Source organism: Gymnodinialimonas sp. JB5-7, from assembly GCF_055693405.1.
The window spans coordinates 523,120-539,504 of record NZ_JBVFUX010000004.1 but is presented as its reverse complement, the minus strand read 5'-3'; the positions used below and the strand labels follow the sequence as shown (position 1 = coordinate 539,504).

Genomic DNA, 16,385 nt, shown 5'->3' with positions numbered 1-16,385 from the left:
CGTCATGATCCTGTAAAAAAGGAACAGGAACACAAACAGGAACAAACCCATCAAACCAAAACACCCCCGCATCGCCAATGACGCCTTGCGTTTCGGCCTCACCCAAAAGCATCTCGTTATGGGCTTTGCCCGACGGGATCATCGGGAAGCAATTCTCGTGCTTCTCCACGAGGCAGTCGAAAATCACGGGGCCTTCGTAGTTCAGCATCTCCATGATCGCATCATCCAGATCATCGGGATCGCTACACAAAATGCCCTTGGCGCCAAAAGCCTCGGCCAGCTTCACGAAATCGGGCAGGGCTTCGGACCAGCTTTCCGAATAGCGTTCGCCATGCAGAAGCTCCTGCCACTGGCGGACCATACCCAGACGCTCGTTGTTGAGGATGAATTGCTTCACCGGCAGGCGATATTGCACCGCCGTCCCCATCTCTTGCATGTTCATCAGCCAGCTTGCCTCACCGGCGACGTTGATCACCAGAGCCTCGGGATGCGCGACCTGCACGCCGACCGAGGCCGGGAACCCGTAGCCCATGGTGCCGAGGCCCCTGATGTCATCCACCGGTTCGGGTCGTCAAAGCCCAGGAACTGCGCGGCCCACATCTGGTGCTGGCCCACTTCGGTGCAGATGTAGCGATCCTTGCGATGCTTGGTCAGCGCCTCCAACCGCTCCAACGCGTATTGCGGCTTAATCGTCTTGCCTTCCTGCGTGTAATTCAAGCAGCGCACCGCTTTCCACGCTTCGATCTGGGTCCACCAGGTCTGCACGCCAGTCGCGTTCGTCTTACGGCCGCGTGCTTTCCAGACCTTCAGGATGTCCTCCAACACATGACCCACATCCCCGATGATCGGGAAATCAGCATGGATCACCTTGTTGATCGAGGAGGGGTCGATATCGATATGCGCCTTGCGGGAGTTCGGGCTGAAATCAGCGATCCGGCCCGTGATCCGGTCATCGAAGCGTGCGCCCACATTAATCATCAGATCACAGCCATGCATGGCAAGGTTGGCCTCGTACGTGCCGTGCATCCCCAGCATGCCAATCCACTTGTCGCCCGAGGCTGGATAGGCGCCCAGACCCATCAGGGTCGAGGTGATGGGGAAGCCCGTGGCCTCCACCAATTCGCGCAACAACGTGCTGGCCTTGTCGCCCGAGTTGATCACGCCGCCGCCGGTGTAGAAGACGGGCCGCTCGGCCTTTTCCATGGCGTGGACGAGATCGGTGATTGTCTCGATCTCACCCTTCACCTTGGGTTGGTAATGGCTGACCTTCGCCTTGGGTTTGGTCGTGTACTGGCCAGTTGCGAACTGCACGTCCTTCGGGATGTCGACCAGAACCGGGCCGGGGCGGCCCTCGGTGGCGATGTGGAAGGCCTGGTGGATCGTGTCGGCCAGCCGGTCGGTTTCCTTCACCAGCCAGTTCATCTTGGTGCAGGGGCGCGTGATGCCAACGGTGTCAGCCTCCTGAAACGCGTCCGATCCAATCATGAACGTCGGCACCTGACCGGTCAGGCAAACAATCGGGATCGAGTCCATCAGCGCATCGGTCAAGCCCGTCACCGCATTCGTCGCACCGGGGCCAGACGTCACCAGCACGACACCCGGCTTGCCAGTGGAGCGTGCATAACCCTCGGCCGCATGCACCGCGCCCTGTTCATGGCGCACCAGAATGTGCCGGATCGCGTTCTGCTGAAAGATCTCGTCGTAAATCGGTAGGACGGCGCCGCCGGGATATCCGAATACAGTGTCGACACCCTGTTCCTTCAGGGCTTCGACGATCATTTTCGCTCCGGTCATTTGCTCTGACATGCGCTTGTCCTCTTTATTCGCGCTTCGGTTTTGGTGTGCGACACAAAAAAGCCCCCGGTGGGGTTCCGGGGGCGCATGGTTCCAATATGGATGCCGGTTTACCGACCCATGCGCCTTTTTCCTACAAGTACGACAATTTCCGACAACATGCGGGCTTCCTCGTGTTCGCGTGGGCGGGACGATAGGAAGGGGGTTTTCGGGCGTCAACAGGGAAAAGGCCGGCGGCGTGAATAAAATGTCGTTTGAGCGGCCTCTTGCGCAATGAACTGCATTGGATACCCATGCGGCGGGCAGCTTTCACATGGCGCCCGTGTGGCGGCTTGGCCGAGTCGTTTGGTATGCGACGGGTCGGGGCTGGAATGCGACACTTCGGGCGCTGCGAAATAATGCGACTCATGGCGCAGGGGATTCGCAACATAATTTCGACTTAAAACCGCAAAGCATACGCTAAGTGCCTCATAAATAGGCGTAAAACCCAGCCAACTGCGACTACTTGCCTCAAAGTTGTGTTAGCGCAAAACACAACCATCTCAGGTGTATAACTCCCGCTTTTGGCGATATTGGTAAGAAAATTTTACAAAAAGTGACCGTTCAGGCAAGAAAAGCTGTTTTCGAGACATGCGCGCTTCGCTAACGTGCGCTCACTTATACCGACCTTTGACCCAAGCGGGGTCATTGGCGAGGATCCAAACGGGGAGGATAATACCAATGGATCGACGTTCATTCCTGCGCAATTCCACAGTGGGCGGTGCAGCAGCTGCAGCTTCTGCAACGCTGGCCGCACCACTTTACGCTCAGGGCAACCGCACCCTCACCATGGTTACTTCGGTGCCAGACGGGTTTGCGATCTTCGACGACGCCGCTCAGCTCGCGGCAGACCGCATCACGGCCCTGACCGACGGTCAGCTCACCATCCAGAAGATGCCTGCAGGCTCCCTCGTGGGCGCGTTTGAAGTGTTCGACGCCGTGTCGTCCGGTCAGGCCGACATCTACCACTCGGCGGACTACTACTTCCTCAACCAGCACCCGGCATTTGCCTTCTTCACCTCCGTGCCCTTCGGCATGACCGGTCAGGAATTTGCCAACTGGTACTACCATCGCGGTGGTCACGAGCATCACAACAACCTCGCATCCCTCTTCAACCTGCGTTCGTTCGCATGTGGTTGTACCGCGATGCAGCCCGGTGGCTGGTTCAACACCGAGATCAACTCGGCAGAAGACCTCCAGGGCCTTCGCTTCCGTATGCCCGGCCAGGGTGGTCAGGTTCTCGGTCGCCTCGGCGCCTCGGTTCAGAACATCCCCGGCGGCGAAATCTACCAGGCGCTGTCGTCCGGTCAGATCGACGGTGCGGAGTGGATCGGCCCCTATGCGGACGAGCGGATGGGCTTCCAGGAAGTCACCAACCTGTACTACACTTCGGGCTTCCACGAGCCGGGTTCGGTTCTGACGCTGTCGTTCAACAACGACGTGTTCGAGATCGCTGACACCGCAGCAGCAGCTGTTGGTCGACACCGTTACCCGCGCTGTCTACTCGGACAACCTGTCGCTCACGCTTGCTGAAAACGGCGCCGCTCTGGCCCGTCTGCAGGAAGCCGGTGTTCAGACCCGCGAATTCCCCGATGATGTGTGGAACGCCTTCGGCGCCGCCGCCGCAGAGGTTCGCGAAGAGAACATGGGCGACCCGATCTACGCCGAGATCGCAGAATCGTACTTCGGTTCGCTGGCCGAGTCGGCATCGTGGTTCGATCTCGCCGACGGCAACTACATGGATCAGCGTAACCGCGTGAACGCGGGCTGATTTAGGTCAAAGTCGTGACCGCTTCGCCCGGCTAATGTCGGGCGAAGCAGCATGAATTCCACAACAAACACATGGCTGCGCACTGTCCTGTGCGCGTGGGCTGTGGACTGGGAACCGGCACATGGGCGAATTCATCGTTTGGGTCCTGCAAAATTTTGCATTGGCTCCGTATCATCTGTTTCTGGCCATCACCAATCCGGGCGATTGGCTGAACTGGAGCAATCCCGAAGCGCTGGCGCGGTTCATCTATTACGGCGGCTCGGTCGAGTTCTTTTTCGTCGTCTTCACTCTATTCCTCGTGATCACGCTGCTCGGCATGGCCTGGAAGCGCGAGATCCTGTGGGGCTGCGTGCGGGGGCTCGAAGCCTTCGCAAACATCATGGGCCGTGTGGCGGCCTGGGCCGGTCTGCTGATGGTTCTGCAACAGGTGATGATCGTCTTCTTGCAGCGCATCTTCCGGGTCGCAGAGATTCAGCTTGGGCCTCTCGGCACGGCCTTTGTGCAAGATCTCAGCTGGTGGGGGAGGGGCTCAAGCTCTACAACGCCATCATCGTCTGCCTCTGCGTCAGCTACACCTTCGTGCAAGGCGGCCATGTGCGCGTGGACCTTGTCTACTCGGCTGTGAAGTTCCGCACCAAGCGCGTGATCGACATGGTGGGCTCCATCCTCTTCATGATGCCTGCCATCGTGCTCACTTACATGTACGCATGGTTCTTCATGTGGCGTCACCTTGTGGTGCCCGGCCCCTCGGCCTCGGTGGAGCTTGACCGGATGCTGATGCAGGCCCGCGTGCTGCGCTGGAACGTCGAAACCATCGGCTTCAGCCCCAACGGCTTCAACGCCTACTTCCTGTTCAAGATCCTGCTCGTGGCCTTCTGCGTGCTGGTCTTCCTGCAGGCAATGGCCTTCTTCTGGCGCTCGTACCTCGAATGGCTCGAAGGGCCCGAGAGCGAGGGCAAGTATATCGACAAGGACGTGCTCGGCGATGAAACCGCCGAAGCCGCCGCTGCCGCCCATTAATGACGCGACCTCCACACGCGCACCAATGACACTAAGCGCCCCACGACGGGCGCACGTATAAGGGACGAAAACCATGCTCTTCGGTTTGGATGGGGTCGAGATCGGTCTGATTATCGTCTTCCTGACGCTCTTCGCAGGAATCATGACCGGCTTTCCGGTGGCGTTTTCCATCGGCGGCGCAGGCATTATCTCGTTTGCGATCATCGCCGCACTCGATAGCGCGGGACTGCTGATCCACGAGGCGATTGATACGTCCTCCGTGGAATATGGGGCCCTTGTGGCCGAAGGGGTGGCCCGAGACGCCATATCCGTCTTCCGATACCCGGAATTGCCGCGAATAGAGGAACATCTCTTCCCCGGTGGCTGGGAACAGGCGATGGACCGCAACCTGTCGTTCATCGTGAACCGCATGAACGAGCGTGTGATTGCAGGCCAATCCATTGAGACCCTTCTGGCCGTGGCCATGTTCGTCATGATGGGCATCACGCTGGAACGCTCGCGTATTGCCGAAGATCTGCTGACCACCATGGCGCGCGTCTTCGGCCCGCTGCCCGGCGGTCTGGCCGTATCCATCGTGATCGTGGGCGCGTTCCTTGCGGCCTCCACCGGCATCGTCGGCGCGACGGTTGTGACCATGGGCCTGCTGGCCCTGCCCACCATGTTGCGCAACAATTATTCGCCGGAACTGGCCACCGGTGTGATCGCCGCATCGGGCACGTTGGGCCAGATCATTCCACCGTCCATTGTGATCGTTCTGCTCGGCACACTGGTGGGGGACCTCTATGCGACGGGGCAGGAGACACGTGCACAGCTTGTGGGCTGTTCCGACGCGCTGACCTTCCTGGGTGAGCCTGCGGTGCTCTCGGTGGGCACGCTCTTCCAGGCCGCGCTTTTGCCGGGCCTGTTCCTCGCCTTCCTCTATGGCGCCTATGCCTTCGGCTTTGCGCTTGTGCGTCCGGCCTCGGCCCCGCCCGTTCAGATGGGCGAAGTGTCGAGCGGTGAGGTCGTCACGCGCAATGAAGCGCTGCTGTGGTACCTGCTGGCGCCGGTTGCTCTGATCCTTGCGATGGTTGTGGGCGGCATGGGCGGTGTCGTCGGCGGTCAGACCGTAAACGTCTCGGACTATGCCGAGCGTGAGGCCGGGCCGAGCTTGCGCACCAATGTGTCCGAACAATGCGCGGCGGCGATGATCGACCTGCACGGCCAATCGGCCTGGGACGAAGCCGTTGAACTGACCGCTGCACAGTCTGCGGCCGGGGATGATGGCGGCGCCGTCGAATTGACGGAAGAGGAGCTGGTGGAAGCGCGCGCTGCGGCTGCGGCCAATATCGCGCCCATCGGGGTCGGCGTGGCCGTGGTGGTGACGCTGCTGGGTCTGATCCTGATCGTGGCCCGTGGCATCTCGCCCTCGTCCAGCCCCACACCCTGATCATCGGTGGCCTGGGCCTGGTGGCGGCCTTGCTGGTGGACGTGCTGCTGATTGCACCCACAACCTCGTCCGGCAACACCATGCTTCTTCTGGCAATCCCGATTGCAGCGGCGCTCTACGGCTGCCGGGCGGCCATGGGGCGGCTGTCGCAGAATGAGCTTCTGCGCGTGGTCTTCCCGCCTTTGGTTCTGATTGTGGCTGTGCTCGGGTCGATCCTCGGTGGCATCACCAACCCGACGCCTGCTGCGGCCCTGGGTGCTGCAGGGGCGATTATGCTGGCGGCCTACCGCAAGCTGAAGGAAGAGGATGGGCTGTCGAAGATCATCATCTGGGCGAGCTTCGCGGTCGTGATCATGATCCTGGCGGGCGTGAACTTCGATCTGCGGATCACCCGCGCCGATGTGCCGTTCCAGGACTGGGTCGCCTACATCATCGCGCAGATCGCGTACCACTTCGCCTTCTTCGGCCTGCTCTATGGCTGTTACGTGCTGCTTCGAACCTCGGTTCTATCGCCGGTGGTGCGCGAGACGGCGAAGGTCACGAGCATGGTCTTCACCATCCTCATCGGCTCGCAGCTGCTGAACCTGGTGCTGATCTCCTTCGGGGGCGAGCACTACATCCAGCAATTCCTGCGGGCCTTTGACAATGAGATGGTCGTCTTCCTGCTGGTGATGCTGATCCTGTTCATCCTGGGCTTCGTGCTCGACTTCCTCGAGATCATCTACATCGTGATCCCGATTGTGGGGCCGGTGATCTATGGCGGCACGCTGGACCCGAAATGGGTGACGATCATGATTGCGGTGAACCTGCAGACCTCGTTCCTGACGCCACCGTTCGGATTTGCGCTCTTCTACCTGCGTGGCGTGGCCCCGAAATCGGTGACAACGGGGCATATCTACCGCGGGGTGCTGCCGTTTGTCGGCATCCAGGTCTTGGGGCTGGCCTTGCTATGGCTCTTCCCCGGGATCGTGACGATTGTGCCGGACCTGCTGCCGAACTGATCTGCGGCCAGGTTGCGCATCTCAAAAGGGACCCTGGCGGGCCCTTTTTCGTGCGCCGGACAAGGGCCGCCTCCGCACGCGGGCTTCGCCCGCCCTTGTCGGCGGCTCTGGCCCATCGCGCGCTGCGCGCACGATGTGCCAGAGGGGGGCGCTGCCCCCAGCGCCTTTCCCGCTGGGAAAGACGCATCCCCCGAGGTATTTTTGAAACAAGGAAGCCGGGTCAGAGATGCGCCGGTTCGATCAGGTCCCACAGGTTGCCCCAAGGGTCGCGCCATTGGGCCACCGTGCCGTAAGGCTCGTCGCGCGGGTCTTCGATGAAGGTGCCGCCTGCCGCCACGATCCGGTCCGCGTCGCGCGCAAAATCATCCGTATGCAGAAAGAACCCCACGCGGTCGCCGGTTTGTCGGCCGCGCGCGGCTTCTTGTGTTTGGGACGTTGCAACCGAGAGGAGGATTTGCGTTCGGGTCAGATGCGGGATCCGACGACGAGGGCGCACGGCGCAACCGTCACCCAGCGCTTTCGGACCTGGTCTTCATCTGCGGTCAGCGTCCAGCCAAGCCCGTCCACAAAAAAGCGAATACCGTCCGCGTAAGACGGCACTAAAAGCGTCACCAGAGACAGCTGCATTCAATCGTCGCCGCGCAGATCCGGGAGGGTGATTTGCGCAACCTGCTGCGCAATGGGATCCGTCGAAAGCGGGTGGGTCTGCGTCGAGTAATCCTCGGGCTCGCCAATTTCCTGCCACTGCCCGCCGACATAGACCTCCAGCGCCGGGAAGCTGGCCTTGTAGCCCATCTTGTCGCTGCCCGGCACCCAATAGCCGAGGTAAACGTATGGAAGCCCGGCCTCGCGCGCGAGGTTGATGTGATCCAGGATCACGTAGGTGCCAAGCGAGTTCTTGTGCAATTCCGGCGCGAAAAACGAATAGACGAGGCTGAGACCGTCATCGAGGATGTCGGTCAGGCAGACGGCCGCCAGATCCTCCTCTGCGCCGGGATCGCGGTATTCGATCACGCGGGTGCGCACCGGGGTTTCCTCGATCATGGCCGCGAACTCAAAAACATCCATATCGGCCATGCCGCCATCGGCGTGGCGGGCATCGAGGTAGGACCGGAAAAGCGCGTATTGCTCTTCCGTGGCCCAAGCAGAGCGCGGGTTGCGCTGCAGATGCGCGTTGCGCTTGGAGATGCGTTTATGGCCGCGTTTGGGCGCGAAATCCGCCACGCGGATGCGCGCGGACAGACAGGCCGCGCAATCGGTGCACGACGGGCGATAAAGCACATTCTGCGACCGGCGGAAGCCTTGTTTCGACAGCGAGTTGTTGAGCTTTTCCGCCTGATCGCCTTGCAGCGCGGTAAACAGCTTCCGTTCCCGCCGTCCGTCAAGATACGGGCAGGCTTGTGGAGCCGTCACATAGAATTGCGGCGCAATGGGCAGTGTATGGCGCATCGATAAGCGTCCGATATTTTGCGGGCAGGGTGCCGGATAAGCCCCTTGCCCGCAACTGAATTCTCAAACACCGTTACCGCTGATGCGGCCTAGCTCGGGCGGTTCAACATCACCGCGCCGGTGATTTCGTCGGCAAGGCCGCGGTTCAACGGGCGCCCGATCATCATCGCAACAGAAATGATCTGCACAAGCAGGATCATCGCTCCGGCCAGGAAGACAAGCGTGTGCAGTGCGGCCTCCTTCTCGGTCAGCTGGTGGCCTGCGCGGTTGCGAAGCTCGATATTCATCACCCGCATGCCGAACGTCGCCGAGCGGTTCTTGATCGTGATCCAGCGGTAGAGGAAGGCGAGGATGGCGTGCACGGGGATCCACAGGACAAACGCAATGCCCGCGGTGAAAATGCTCAACAGGATCATGGCCGTGAAGATCAGGGCCGCATCAATGACCCACGCGAAAAAGCGCTTGGGAAGGACGCCCTCGTAATATGCCGTGTCGTAGATTGGATCAGGCAGATTGGTCATGAGTGTGGACATGGGGGTTTCCGAAGCGTTTGAAAAGAGACCCCGTGCCCGAAGGGATGAACAGGCACGGGGTTGGGGTGCTGGGGCCTGCGGGGCGGGGGGCGTCCCCGGAGAAAGTGGTTCAGGCCTCAGCGGTCGTGACGGCGCGACGCTGGTCGCGGGCGCGGTCATCCATGAACTGGTCGAATTCGTGCTTGTCCTTGGCGTCGCGCAGGCGATCGAGAAAGCCCTCGAACTGCGATTGCTCTTTCTCAAGCCGATCCAGCAGCGTGGCGCGGTAGGCGTCGAAACTGCTGTTGCCGGAAGACGTGCCCTCTGTCGGCACATCCGGGCGCAACGCGGCGACCCCTGTTTCCAGCGCAAAGCGGCCGCTGACGGCAGGGATGCGTCCCCATTGCCAGGCGAAAAGCGCGGCCAGGGCCAGGCCCACAAGGCCAAACATCGCCATGGCCGTGATCGACACAGAAATCGCGAAGCCCGCGTACAGGATGATCGAAAAGACTTGAACCGAGGTCGGAATACGGGCGAGGGGGGCGTGCTTCCTTGTGTCATCTCAACTGTCCTTGGTCACGCGCTTGGCGCGCGTTTGGGGTTACGAAAAGCCGGTCCCACATGGTTTGTGAGCCCGGCCATCCTATCAGGCAGCGGCGTCTTCGCCGTCTGCGTTTTTCTTGCGGTCGTCCATGAACTGGTCGAATTCCTGCTTGTCCTTGGCGTCGCGCAGACGGTTCAGGAAGCTTTCAAATGCCTCCTGCTCATCTTCCAGACGGCGCAGGGTGTCGGCCTTGTAGGCGTCAAAGGCGCTGTTGCCTGAGGTGCGGAATTTGTGCCCGCGATGGGCGTGACGGCGGGACGAACAGCTTCCGTTGAACATGCGTTTGCTCCAGATCATATAGGCCAGAAGGGCAAGACCAATTGGCCAGAAAAAGATGAAGCCCAACACCATGGCGGCGATCCATGCGCCTTTGCCACGGTCATCAAGCCAATTTTCCGCCTTGCGGAACCAGCCCTGGGCCTCGGCGGGAAGGGCGGGGGCGGTTGTCGTGGTCATGCTCTGTCTCCTTAGGGTTTTAGTGTTGCCGTGAATGTAAATGTTAATCACATTAACTCATATGGGAGGCCGTGCGGCGCTGGCAAGAGGTAAAGTAAATCTTTTTTACATTCCGCCGATTTTTCCACCTATCGGCCATTAACCAAATCCTAGCGATGCGCCGTCTAAGGTTGCGCGATAGGGCAGAACCGCCCGCCTGCATTGGGTGATGAGGTATGATGTGCAAAAGCCATTGAATGTGAAACGCGAAGGGGTGGACACGCTCATCGTGACCCGGGATTTCGCGGGACCACGGGTGCATGTGTGGCAGGCCTTCACCCATGCGGCCCTGCTTAAACGCTGGCTGCTTGGGCCAAACGGCTGGCAGATGCAGCACTGCCGCGTCGATGCGCGCCGGGGCGGGTCCTATGAATGGTCCTGGCGCAATCCCCAAACTGGCGATGTGCTGGGGATCACCGGCGTCTACCACCAGGTGAAGCCCTTGCGCGCGATGGTCGACAGGCAAAGTTTCCACCTTGGCGATGGCGGCGGTGAAATGGGCGACCAAACCAGAAATGCCGTCACGTTCGAAGACCGGTCAGATGGCGGCACACGGGTCACAACCCGGATCGTCTACCCGGACGCTGCAACGCGAGAACTCGTGCTGATGCAAGATATGCCCGCAGGGATGGAGGCGTCCTATAAAAGGCTGGATCACTTCCTCGCCACGCTCAGGCACAAAACCGCAGCAGAATAACCGGTTCCAAGACACAAAGAAGGCCCCTTACAGAAAACCGCCCTGCGCGAGCGACAGGGCGGTCTCTGACACGGGGTGCCCGAAGGCTCCGGCAGCATTGTACGAGGTGCACCTTCAATATGCTGGGTCCGGAACCGAAAATGCGGACATATCTTGGAGTGTCGTGGACATATATGCCACAATTCGCACCCCCACGCTATAATTTTCTTGCGCGGCCATCCTCTGGGCCGGGAATCAGCCGCAAAACGCGGCCTCAAAGCCCTCGACACCCTTTGGCGTAAAGTGAATGGCGCGGCTATGCGCATCGCGGCGCACCCAACCGGCTTCAATAAAACGCGCCAGCAAGGCCCGGCCAAGCGATCCGGCAAGGTGCGTGCGCCGCTCGCTCCAATCCAGGCAGTCCCGACACAGCGGCGCGCGCTGTGCGGCCAAAGCCGCCAGATCGACTCCAAGGTCTGTGACCAGAGCGGCACCTTTATCCGTCAACGTGCCGTTGACCAGATGCCCGCCTGCAATCAACCCGTCATACATCTGCGTGCCCCGATGCCCTGCCAGGTGATTATAGCAAACGCGCGCATGGCGCAGCGCATCGTCCCGGGGGCCGGTCCGCGTGCGCAGATGACCGGCACCGGCGGCGACACCCATCAGCGCCTCCAACACGCGGCTGATATCGTCATTGGCGAGCGACACATATTTGTGCCGCCCCTGGCGACGTTCCTCGATCAGCCCACCGGCATGCAATTTCCCCAGATGGCTGGAGGCTGTCTGCGCCGTCACCCCCGCCTCGCGGGCCAGCTCGGTCGCTGTCAACGCCTTGCCGCTCATCAACGCGGTCAGCATGTTCGCGCGGGCCGGGTCGCCGATCAGGGCGGCAATGCGGGCAATGTCAGGGCCATCTTTCATAGTTCGACCGTAATCGAAGCATCCATGCACGGCAATGGCGTAGAAGGGGGCAGCACAGGATAGGAGACACCATGCTGACATGTATCATCCGCTATCAGATCGATCCGACCAAGAAGGCCGCATTCACCCGCTATGCACAGGATTGGGGCCAGGCGATCCCGCGCTGCGGCGCCGATCTGATCGGCTACTACGCGCCCCATGAAGGCTCGTCCACGCTGGCCTACGGCATCTACAACATCGAAAGCCTCGCGGCCTACGAGGCCTACCGCAACCGCCTCGCCGCCGACCCGCTGGGGCGCGAGAACTACGAATTTGCGCAATCCGAACGCTTTCTTCTGCGCGAAGACAGAACGTGGTTAAAGCAAGTATCACAGCCCCATGGAGCGCCCGCATGATCGCCGTCATTTTCGAAGTTCACCCAAAGGCCGACCGCCGCGACGATTACTTTGACATCGCCGCCGAGATGCGTCCGATGATCGACGAAGTCGAAGGTTTCATCTCGGTCGAGCGGTTCCAGAGCCTGATGGACCCGACCAAGATCCTGTCCCTGTCGTTTTTCGAGGATGAGGCGGCCGTTGAACGCTGGCGCACGCTCGCCGCGCATCGCAAGGCGCAGGCGAAAGGCAGGGGCGGGATTTTTGATAATTACCGCCTGCGCATTGCCTCTGTGATCCGCGATTACGGCATGTTTGAACGGGAAGAGGCGCCCGCCGATAGCCGCGCTTCGCATGGGTGATCGTGGTTAATCAAAGGTAAGTGACATAGGCAAAATCGTTTTTTGTCAGAGATTTAACCCATGGTTGCAATCTTGCAACCAGGCCTAGCTATCCCGCCCACGCCCCTCGAACCGAGGCAACATGGCCGAGAAATCGCGCCCCAGCCCGTCTTCGTCCTCCACGAAGCGCCGATACAGCTTCAGCGCCGCCTTGCCCATCGGCGTATCCGCATCCGCAGCCTCTGCCGCAGCCTGGCTGAGGCCCAGATCCTTCAACATCAACTCCGCCGCGAAGCCCGGCTGATAGTCATTGTCGGCGGGGCTTTGCGGCCCCACGCCCGGCGCCGGGCAATAGGCGTTCATCGTCCACGAATAGCCGCTCGACGTTGAGACGACATTGAACATCGCATCCCGCGACAGCCCCAGCTTGTCGGCCATCGCAAAGGCCTCACACGTCGCAATCATCGTCACGCCCAGGATCATGTTGTTGCAGATCTTCGCGGCCTGCCCATTGCCCGCAGGCCCACACAAAACCGCCTTTTGCCCCATGATGTCGAACAGCGGCGTGACAGTCTCGAACGCCGCCTCCGATCCGCCGACCATAAAGGTCAGCGTCCCCGCCGCCGCGCCGCCCACACCGCCTGAGACCGGTGCATCCAGCCATCCCAGCCCCACCGCCTCCGCCTGCGCCGCGACCTCGCGCGCGGCGTCCACCTCAACGGTCGAGCAATCCACAAACACCGCGCCCGCACGCATCGCCGGGATCACCTCGGCCGCCACCGCCCGCAGGATCGCGCCGTTGGGCAGCATCGTGATGACAACGTCCGCGCCGTCCGCGGCCGCCGCCGCCGAGGCGGCTGTGCCCACCCCGTCCGCGGTGTCGAACCCGATGACCTCGTGGCCCGCATCGGCCAGGTTCTCCGCCATCGGCGCGCCCATATTTCCCAGCCCGATAAACCCGATCTTCATGGCTCAGCCCTCCCTCACGGTTTCCATTCGTCCACACCCAAGGGGCGCAGCATGTTGGCAACGTCCACCGCCGCCACGGCCAAAGGCCCGCCATGGCGCCATTTTGGCGCCCGGTCCTTGTCGATGATCGCGGCGCGGATGCCTTCGATGAAATCCCCATGCTCCATCGAGCGGGCCGTGAACCGGTACTCGTTGCGCAGCGAAATCGCGATATCATCGGCCCCGCGCGCCCGGTGCACCAACTCAACGGCACAGGCCATGGCCAGCGGTGAGTTCCGCGCCATCAGCGCCTCTGCCTCCCGCGCCTCGGGCGCATCACTGGCCGCAAGGTCCGAGACAACATCGCGCAGCGTCTCGCCCGAGAACAGCCGATCCAGCACTGGCTGCGCGTCTTTCAGCGGGCTTTCGGGCGCGTCCTGTGCGGCCCGATCCACGGCCTCCCAATCCCCGGTCTCAACAAGCTCGGCCTTCAGGGCCTCCCACCCGGCCTCCGGCACGAAATAGTCGGCAAATTCCGCATGGATCGCGTCGCCCGGTCCCATCCGCGCGGCGGTCACCCCCAGATACTCGCCCAACCGTCCCGGTGCGCGCGCCAGCAGCAGCGTGCCGCCCACATCCGGCACCAACCCGATCCCGCATTCCGGCATCGCGATCTGAGAGCTTTCGCAGACAATCCGGTGCGAGCCGTGGCAGCCCACGCCGACCCCGCCGCCCATCGTGAAGCCCTGCAGGAACGTCACCACAGGTTTGGGGAAGCGGAACAGTTTGGCATTCATCCGGTATTCATCGGCCCAGAACTTGCGCCCATAGGCGAAATCCCCGGCCGAGCCGGTGTCATACATCTCCTGAATGTCGCCACCGGCGGAAAAGGCGCGCTCGCCCACCGCATCGATCACCAACAGCTTGACCCGATCATCCCCGGCCCAGGCGTCCAGCGCCGCGGCGATCTCCAGACACATCTGGTAGGTCACCGCGTTCAGCGCCTGGGGCCGGTTCAGCGTGATCCGCCCGGCGCATCCGTCAATTCGGATGTGAATATCGTCGCTCATTCTTTGTTCTCTTCCTCAAAACGCTCGCGCAATTCGCGCAGCTTTCCGCGCGTTGGACATTCCCAAAATGCCATCGCTGAATTGATCCAAACTGCCTGTCCAAATGGAAAGTAGGAAAAAAGCAGTACGAGCACCAAGCTGCTTGCGTAAGAACAAATCCTGATCGGCGCGTTGTTTGCGCGCAAAACTATATCCACCACAATCAGAACGAAGGCACATGCAAAACAAGCCCATTAGCTTAAGGATAAATCTGAAGAATGTCCGGTCGCCACGCTCAAGCATCGCGCATTTGCTTTTGATGCCACGTATGCAACGGAGCGCTGAAGCGTAGCCAGATCATCCCGCTCCGCCAGCATCTGACGCGCCACGATCATCCGCATGATCTCATTCGTGCCTTCGAGGATCTGATGCACACGCAGATCGCGCACGATCTTCTCGATCCCGTAGTCGGCAAGGTACCCATAGCCGCCATGCAAGTTGCAGGCATTGATCGGCGATCCGCGAACCGGCCTCGGTGCAGAATTTCTTGGCCATCGCGCAGGCCTTGGTTGCATCGGGCGCACCATGGTCCAGCTTCCAAGCCGCTTGCCGCAGGAAGACACGCGCGGCCTCCAAGCTCAATTTCCATGTCCGCCAGCCGGAATTGCAGCGCCTGGAATTGGTCGATCGACTCTGCCCAAACGCCTTGCGCTCGCCCATATACGGCCAGCGTCGCGCGCAGGCCCGCCGCCGCCGCCCCCAGCGAGCAGGCCGCGATGTTCAGCCGCCCGCCATCCAGCCCCGCCATGGCATAACGAAAGCCCTTGCCTTCCTCGCCCAACAGGTTGCCCGCCGGCACCGCGCAACCGTCCAACTGAACCTGACGTGTGGGTTGCGACCGCCAGCCCATCTTGTCTTCCAGCCCGCCGAACGACAGCCCCTCTGCGCCGTCCTCGACCACCATCGCCGACACGCCCTTGGGCCCGTCCTCGCCCGTGCGGCACATCACGATATAGGCGTCGGAATAGCCGCCGCCGGAGATGAACGCCTTCGTGCCGGTCAACAGGTAGCCTTCGTTCGTGCGCTCGGCGCGTGTCTTCAGCGCCGCCGCGTCCGAGCCTGAGCCGGGTTCCGTCAGGCAGTAGGAGAAGACCGTGTCCATCGTCAGGGCAGGGGGCAGGAACCGCGCGCGCAAGTCGTCCGAACCGAAGCTTTCGATCATTTTCGCGCACATATTGTGGATCGACAGAAACGCCGCGACGGAGGCGCAGCTCTCCGACAGCGCCTCGAACACCAGGGTCGCCTCCAACCGGCTCAGGCCCGATCCGCCATTCTCCTCCGATATGTAAAGGCCCTGCAAAGCCCAGTTCTGCCAGCTTTGGCCAAAGCTCCTTCGGGATCGTCCCCTCGCGCTCCCAGGCCAGGGCGTGCGTCGCAATCTCGGCCTCACCAAAGGCGCGGGCCATGTCATAAATGGCCGTAGCCTCTTCGCTGAGTGCAAAATCCACTGTCCCCTCCCACAAGAATTGAACGCCCGTTTAATTAACGAGTCTTGCAGCAATGTTGCAAGCCTCTGCGTCACGCCTTCCGACGGGCCAGATAACACAAGGCCAGCCCGATCACGGCAGGTACGGTCTGGACCAGCAGGATGCGCGGCGATGCGGTTGCCGCCCCGAAGATGCCCGCCACGGCCACGAACAACAGGAAACAGATCGCCACATTGATCCGCCAGACCGGGTCGCGGATCAGTAGCGACCAGATCAATCCGGCCGCCAAAAACCCGTTGTAGAGACCCTGATTGGCCGCAAGCGTCACCGTCGGTTCGAACAGGTCCTCTGGGAAACTCGTGAAAATTTCAGGCCCCCGTGTCGTCCAGGCGAAGATCTCAAACCACGCAATGTAAAGGTGAAGCGCGGCGATCAGCGCCACGACGATGGCAGCAAGGCGATACATATCAAT

General features: G+C 61.3%; 16 protein-coding genes and 5 pseudogenes. 6 read left to right on the top strand and 15 right to left on the bottom strand.

The window, feature by feature from the left end:
* Positions 1 to 64 precede the first annotated feature (64 nt).
* Positions 65 to 1,806, bottom strand: a pseudogene (locus ACZ1HK_RS03425) (acetolactate synthase 3 large subunit); the annotation flags it as partial.
* A 708-nt stretch (positions 1,807 to 2,514) separates the two neighbouring features.
* Here ACZ1HK_RS03425 and ACZ1HK_RS03420 point away from each other — a divergent pair.
* The 3 pseudogenes from ACZ1HK_RS03420 to ACZ1HK_RS03410 all read left to right on the top strand — a co-directional run bounded on the left by ACZ1HK_RS03420 (position 2,515) and on the right by ACZ1HK_RS03410 (position 7,054).
* Positions 2,515 to 3,604: pseudogene (locus tag ACZ1HK_RS03420) on the top strand (TRAP transporter substrate-binding protein).
* 121 nt (positions 3,605 to 3,725) lie between these two features.
* A pseudogene (locus ACZ1HK_RS03415) lies at positions 3,726 to 4,624 on the top strand (TRAP transporter small permease subunit).
* Between the two features lie 73 nt (positions 4,625 to 4,697).
* Positions 4,698 to 7,054 (top strand): annotated as a pseudogene (locus ACZ1HK_RS03410) (TRAP transporter large permease subunit).
* 220 nt (positions 7,055 to 7,274) lie between these two features.
* Here ACZ1HK_RS03410 and ACZ1HK_RS03405 read toward each other — a convergent pair.
* The 6 genes from ACZ1HK_RS03405 to ACZ1HK_RS03380 all read right to left on the bottom strand — a co-directional run bounded on the left by ACZ1HK_RS03405 (position 7,275) and on the right by ACZ1HK_RS03380 (position 10,075).
* Complete coding sequence (locus ACZ1HK_RS03405) at positions 7,275 to 7,442, bottom strand: VOC family protein (RefSeq protein ID WP_472627462.1); 168 nt, start codon at positions 7,440 to 7,442, stop codon at positions 7,275 to 7,277.
* A gap of 77 nt (positions 7,443 to 7,519) precedes the next feature.
* The gene (locus ACZ1HK_RS03400; protein WP_472627461.1) at positions 7,520 to 7,681 is read right to left on the bottom strand and encodes a hypothetical protein; all 162 of its coding nucleotides are present in this window, start codon (positions 7,679 to 7,681) and stop codon (positions 7,520 to 7,522) included.
* Positions 7,682 to 8,503 (bottom strand): arginyltransferase, encoded by an 822-nt coding sequence (locus ACZ1HK_RS03395; protein WP_472627460.1) that lies wholly within the window; start codon positions 8,501 to 8,503, stop codon positions 7,682 to 7,684. It abuts the gene before it with no gap.
* 89 nt (positions 8,504 to 8,592) lie between these two features.
* Positions 8,593 to 9,036 carry an RDD family protein gene (locus tag ACZ1HK_RS03390; RefSeq protein ID WP_472627459.1) on the bottom strand — a complete coding sequence of 148 codons (444 nt, stop codon included), beginning with the start codon at positions 9,034 to 9,036 and terminating at the stop codon, positions 8,593 to 8,595.
* A 109-nt stretch (positions 9,037 to 9,145) separates the two neighbouring features.
* Entirely contained in the window at positions 9,146 to 9,487 is a 342-nt protein-coding gene (locus tag ACZ1HK_RS03385) for a DUF2852 domain-containing protein (RefSeq protein ID WP_472627458.1), read from the bottom strand.
* Positions 9,488 to 9,661: 174 nt separating this feature from the next.
* Positions 9,662 to 10,075: a DUF2852 domain-containing protein gene (locus tag ACZ1HK_RS03380; RefSeq protein ID WP_472627457.1), complete on the bottom strand. Its 414-nt coding sequence runs from the start codon at positions 10,073 to 10,075 to the stop codon at positions 9,662 to 9,664.
* Positions 10,076 to 10,295: 220 nt separating this feature from the next.
* Between ACZ1HK_RS03380 and ACZ1HK_RS03375 the strand changes: the two genes are divergently transcribed.
* Entirely contained in the window at positions 10,296 to 10,811 is a 516-nt protein-coding gene (locus tag ACZ1HK_RS03375) for an SRPBCC domain-containing protein (RefSeq protein WP_472627456.1), read from the top strand.
* A 234-nt stretch (positions 10,812 to 11,045) separates the two neighbouring features.
* Here the strand turns inward: ACZ1HK_RS03375 and ACZ1HK_RS03370 are convergent, their stop codons facing one another.
* Positions 11,046 to 11,714 (bottom strand): ArsR/SmtB family transcription factor, encoded by a 669-nt coding sequence (locus ACZ1HK_RS03370; RefSeq protein ID WP_472627455.1) that lies wholly within the window; start codon positions 11,712 to 11,714, stop codon positions 11,046 to 11,048.
* Positions 11,715 to 11,785: 71 nt separating this feature from the next.
* Here ACZ1HK_RS03370 and ACZ1HK_RS03365 point away from each other — a divergent pair, with 71 nt between their 5' ends.
* Together ACZ1HK_RS03365 and ACZ1HK_RS03360 are read left to right on the top strand one after the other, a co-directional pair.
* Positions 11,786 to 12,109: an NIPSNAP family protein gene (locus tag ACZ1HK_RS03365; protein ID WP_472627454.1), complete on the top strand. Its 324-nt coding sequence runs from the start codon at positions 11,786 to 11,788 to the stop codon at positions 12,107 to 12,109.
* Positions 12,106 to 12,450: an antibiotic biosynthesis monooxygenase family protein gene (locus ACZ1HK_RS03360; RefSeq protein WP_472627453.1), complete on the top strand. Its 345-nt coding sequence runs from the start codon at positions 12,106 to 12,108 to the stop codon at positions 12,448 to 12,450. Before ACZ1HK_RS03365 ends, ACZ1HK_RS03360 begins: the two co-directional genes overlap by 4 nt.
* Positions 12,451 to 12,534: 84 nt before the next feature.
* Here the strand turns inward: ACZ1HK_RS03360 and mmsB are convergent, their stop codons facing one another.
* The 7 genes and pseudogenes from mmsB to ACZ1HK_RS03325 all read right to left on the bottom strand — a co-directional run bounded on the left by mmsB (position 12,535) and on the right by ACZ1HK_RS03325 (position 16,379).
* Complete coding sequence (gene mmsB / locus ACZ1HK_RS03355) at positions 12,535 to 13,398, bottom strand: 3-hydroxyisobutyrate dehydrogenase (RefSeq protein ID WP_472627452.1); 864 nt, start codon at positions 13,396 to 13,398, stop codon at positions 12,535 to 12,537.
* A 14-nt stretch (positions 13,399 to 13,412) separates the two neighbouring features.
* Entirely contained in the window at positions 13,413 to 14,447 is a 1,035-nt protein-coding gene (locus ACZ1HK_RS03350) for an enoyl-CoA hydratase/isomerase family protein (RefSeq protein ID WP_472627451.1), read from the bottom strand.
* A 15-nt stretch (positions 14,448 to 14,462) separates the two neighbouring features.
* A complete protein-coding gene (locus ACZ1HK_RS03345; protein ID WP_472627894.1) occupies positions 14,463 to 14,729 on the bottom strand; it encodes a hypothetical protein in 267 nt (88 codons plus the stop codon).
* On the bottom strand, positions 14,681 to 14,875 hold the full coding sequence (locus ACZ1HK_RS03340; RefSeq protein WP_472627450.1) for an acyl-CoA dehydrogenase family protein: 195 nt from the start codon (positions 14,873 to 14,875) through the stop codon (positions 14,681 to 14,683). Before ACZ1HK_RS03340 ends, ACZ1HK_RS03345 begins: the two co-directional genes overlap by 49 nt.
* Positions 14,818 to 15,786 (bottom strand): acyl-CoA dehydrogenase family protein, encoded by a 969-nt coding sequence (locus ACZ1HK_RS03335; RefSeq protein WP_472627449.1) that lies wholly within the window; start codon positions 15,784 to 15,786, stop codon positions 14,818 to 14,820. Before ACZ1HK_RS03335 ends, ACZ1HK_RS03340 begins: the two co-directional genes overlap by 58 nt.
* A 13-nt stretch (positions 15,787 to 15,799) precedes the next feature.
* A pseudogene (locus ACZ1HK_RS03330) lies at positions 15,800 to 15,934 on the bottom strand (acyl-CoA dehydrogenase family protein); the annotation flags it as partial.
* A 70-nt stretch (positions 15,935 to 16,004) separates the two neighbouring features.
* Positions 16,005 to 16,379, bottom strand: a complete 375-nt coding sequence (locus ACZ1HK_RS03325; protein WP_472627448.1) for a DUF1304 domain-containing protein — start codon at positions 16,377 to 16,379, stop codon at positions 16,005 to 16,007.
* Positions 16,380 to 16,385 lie beyond the last annotated feature (6 nt).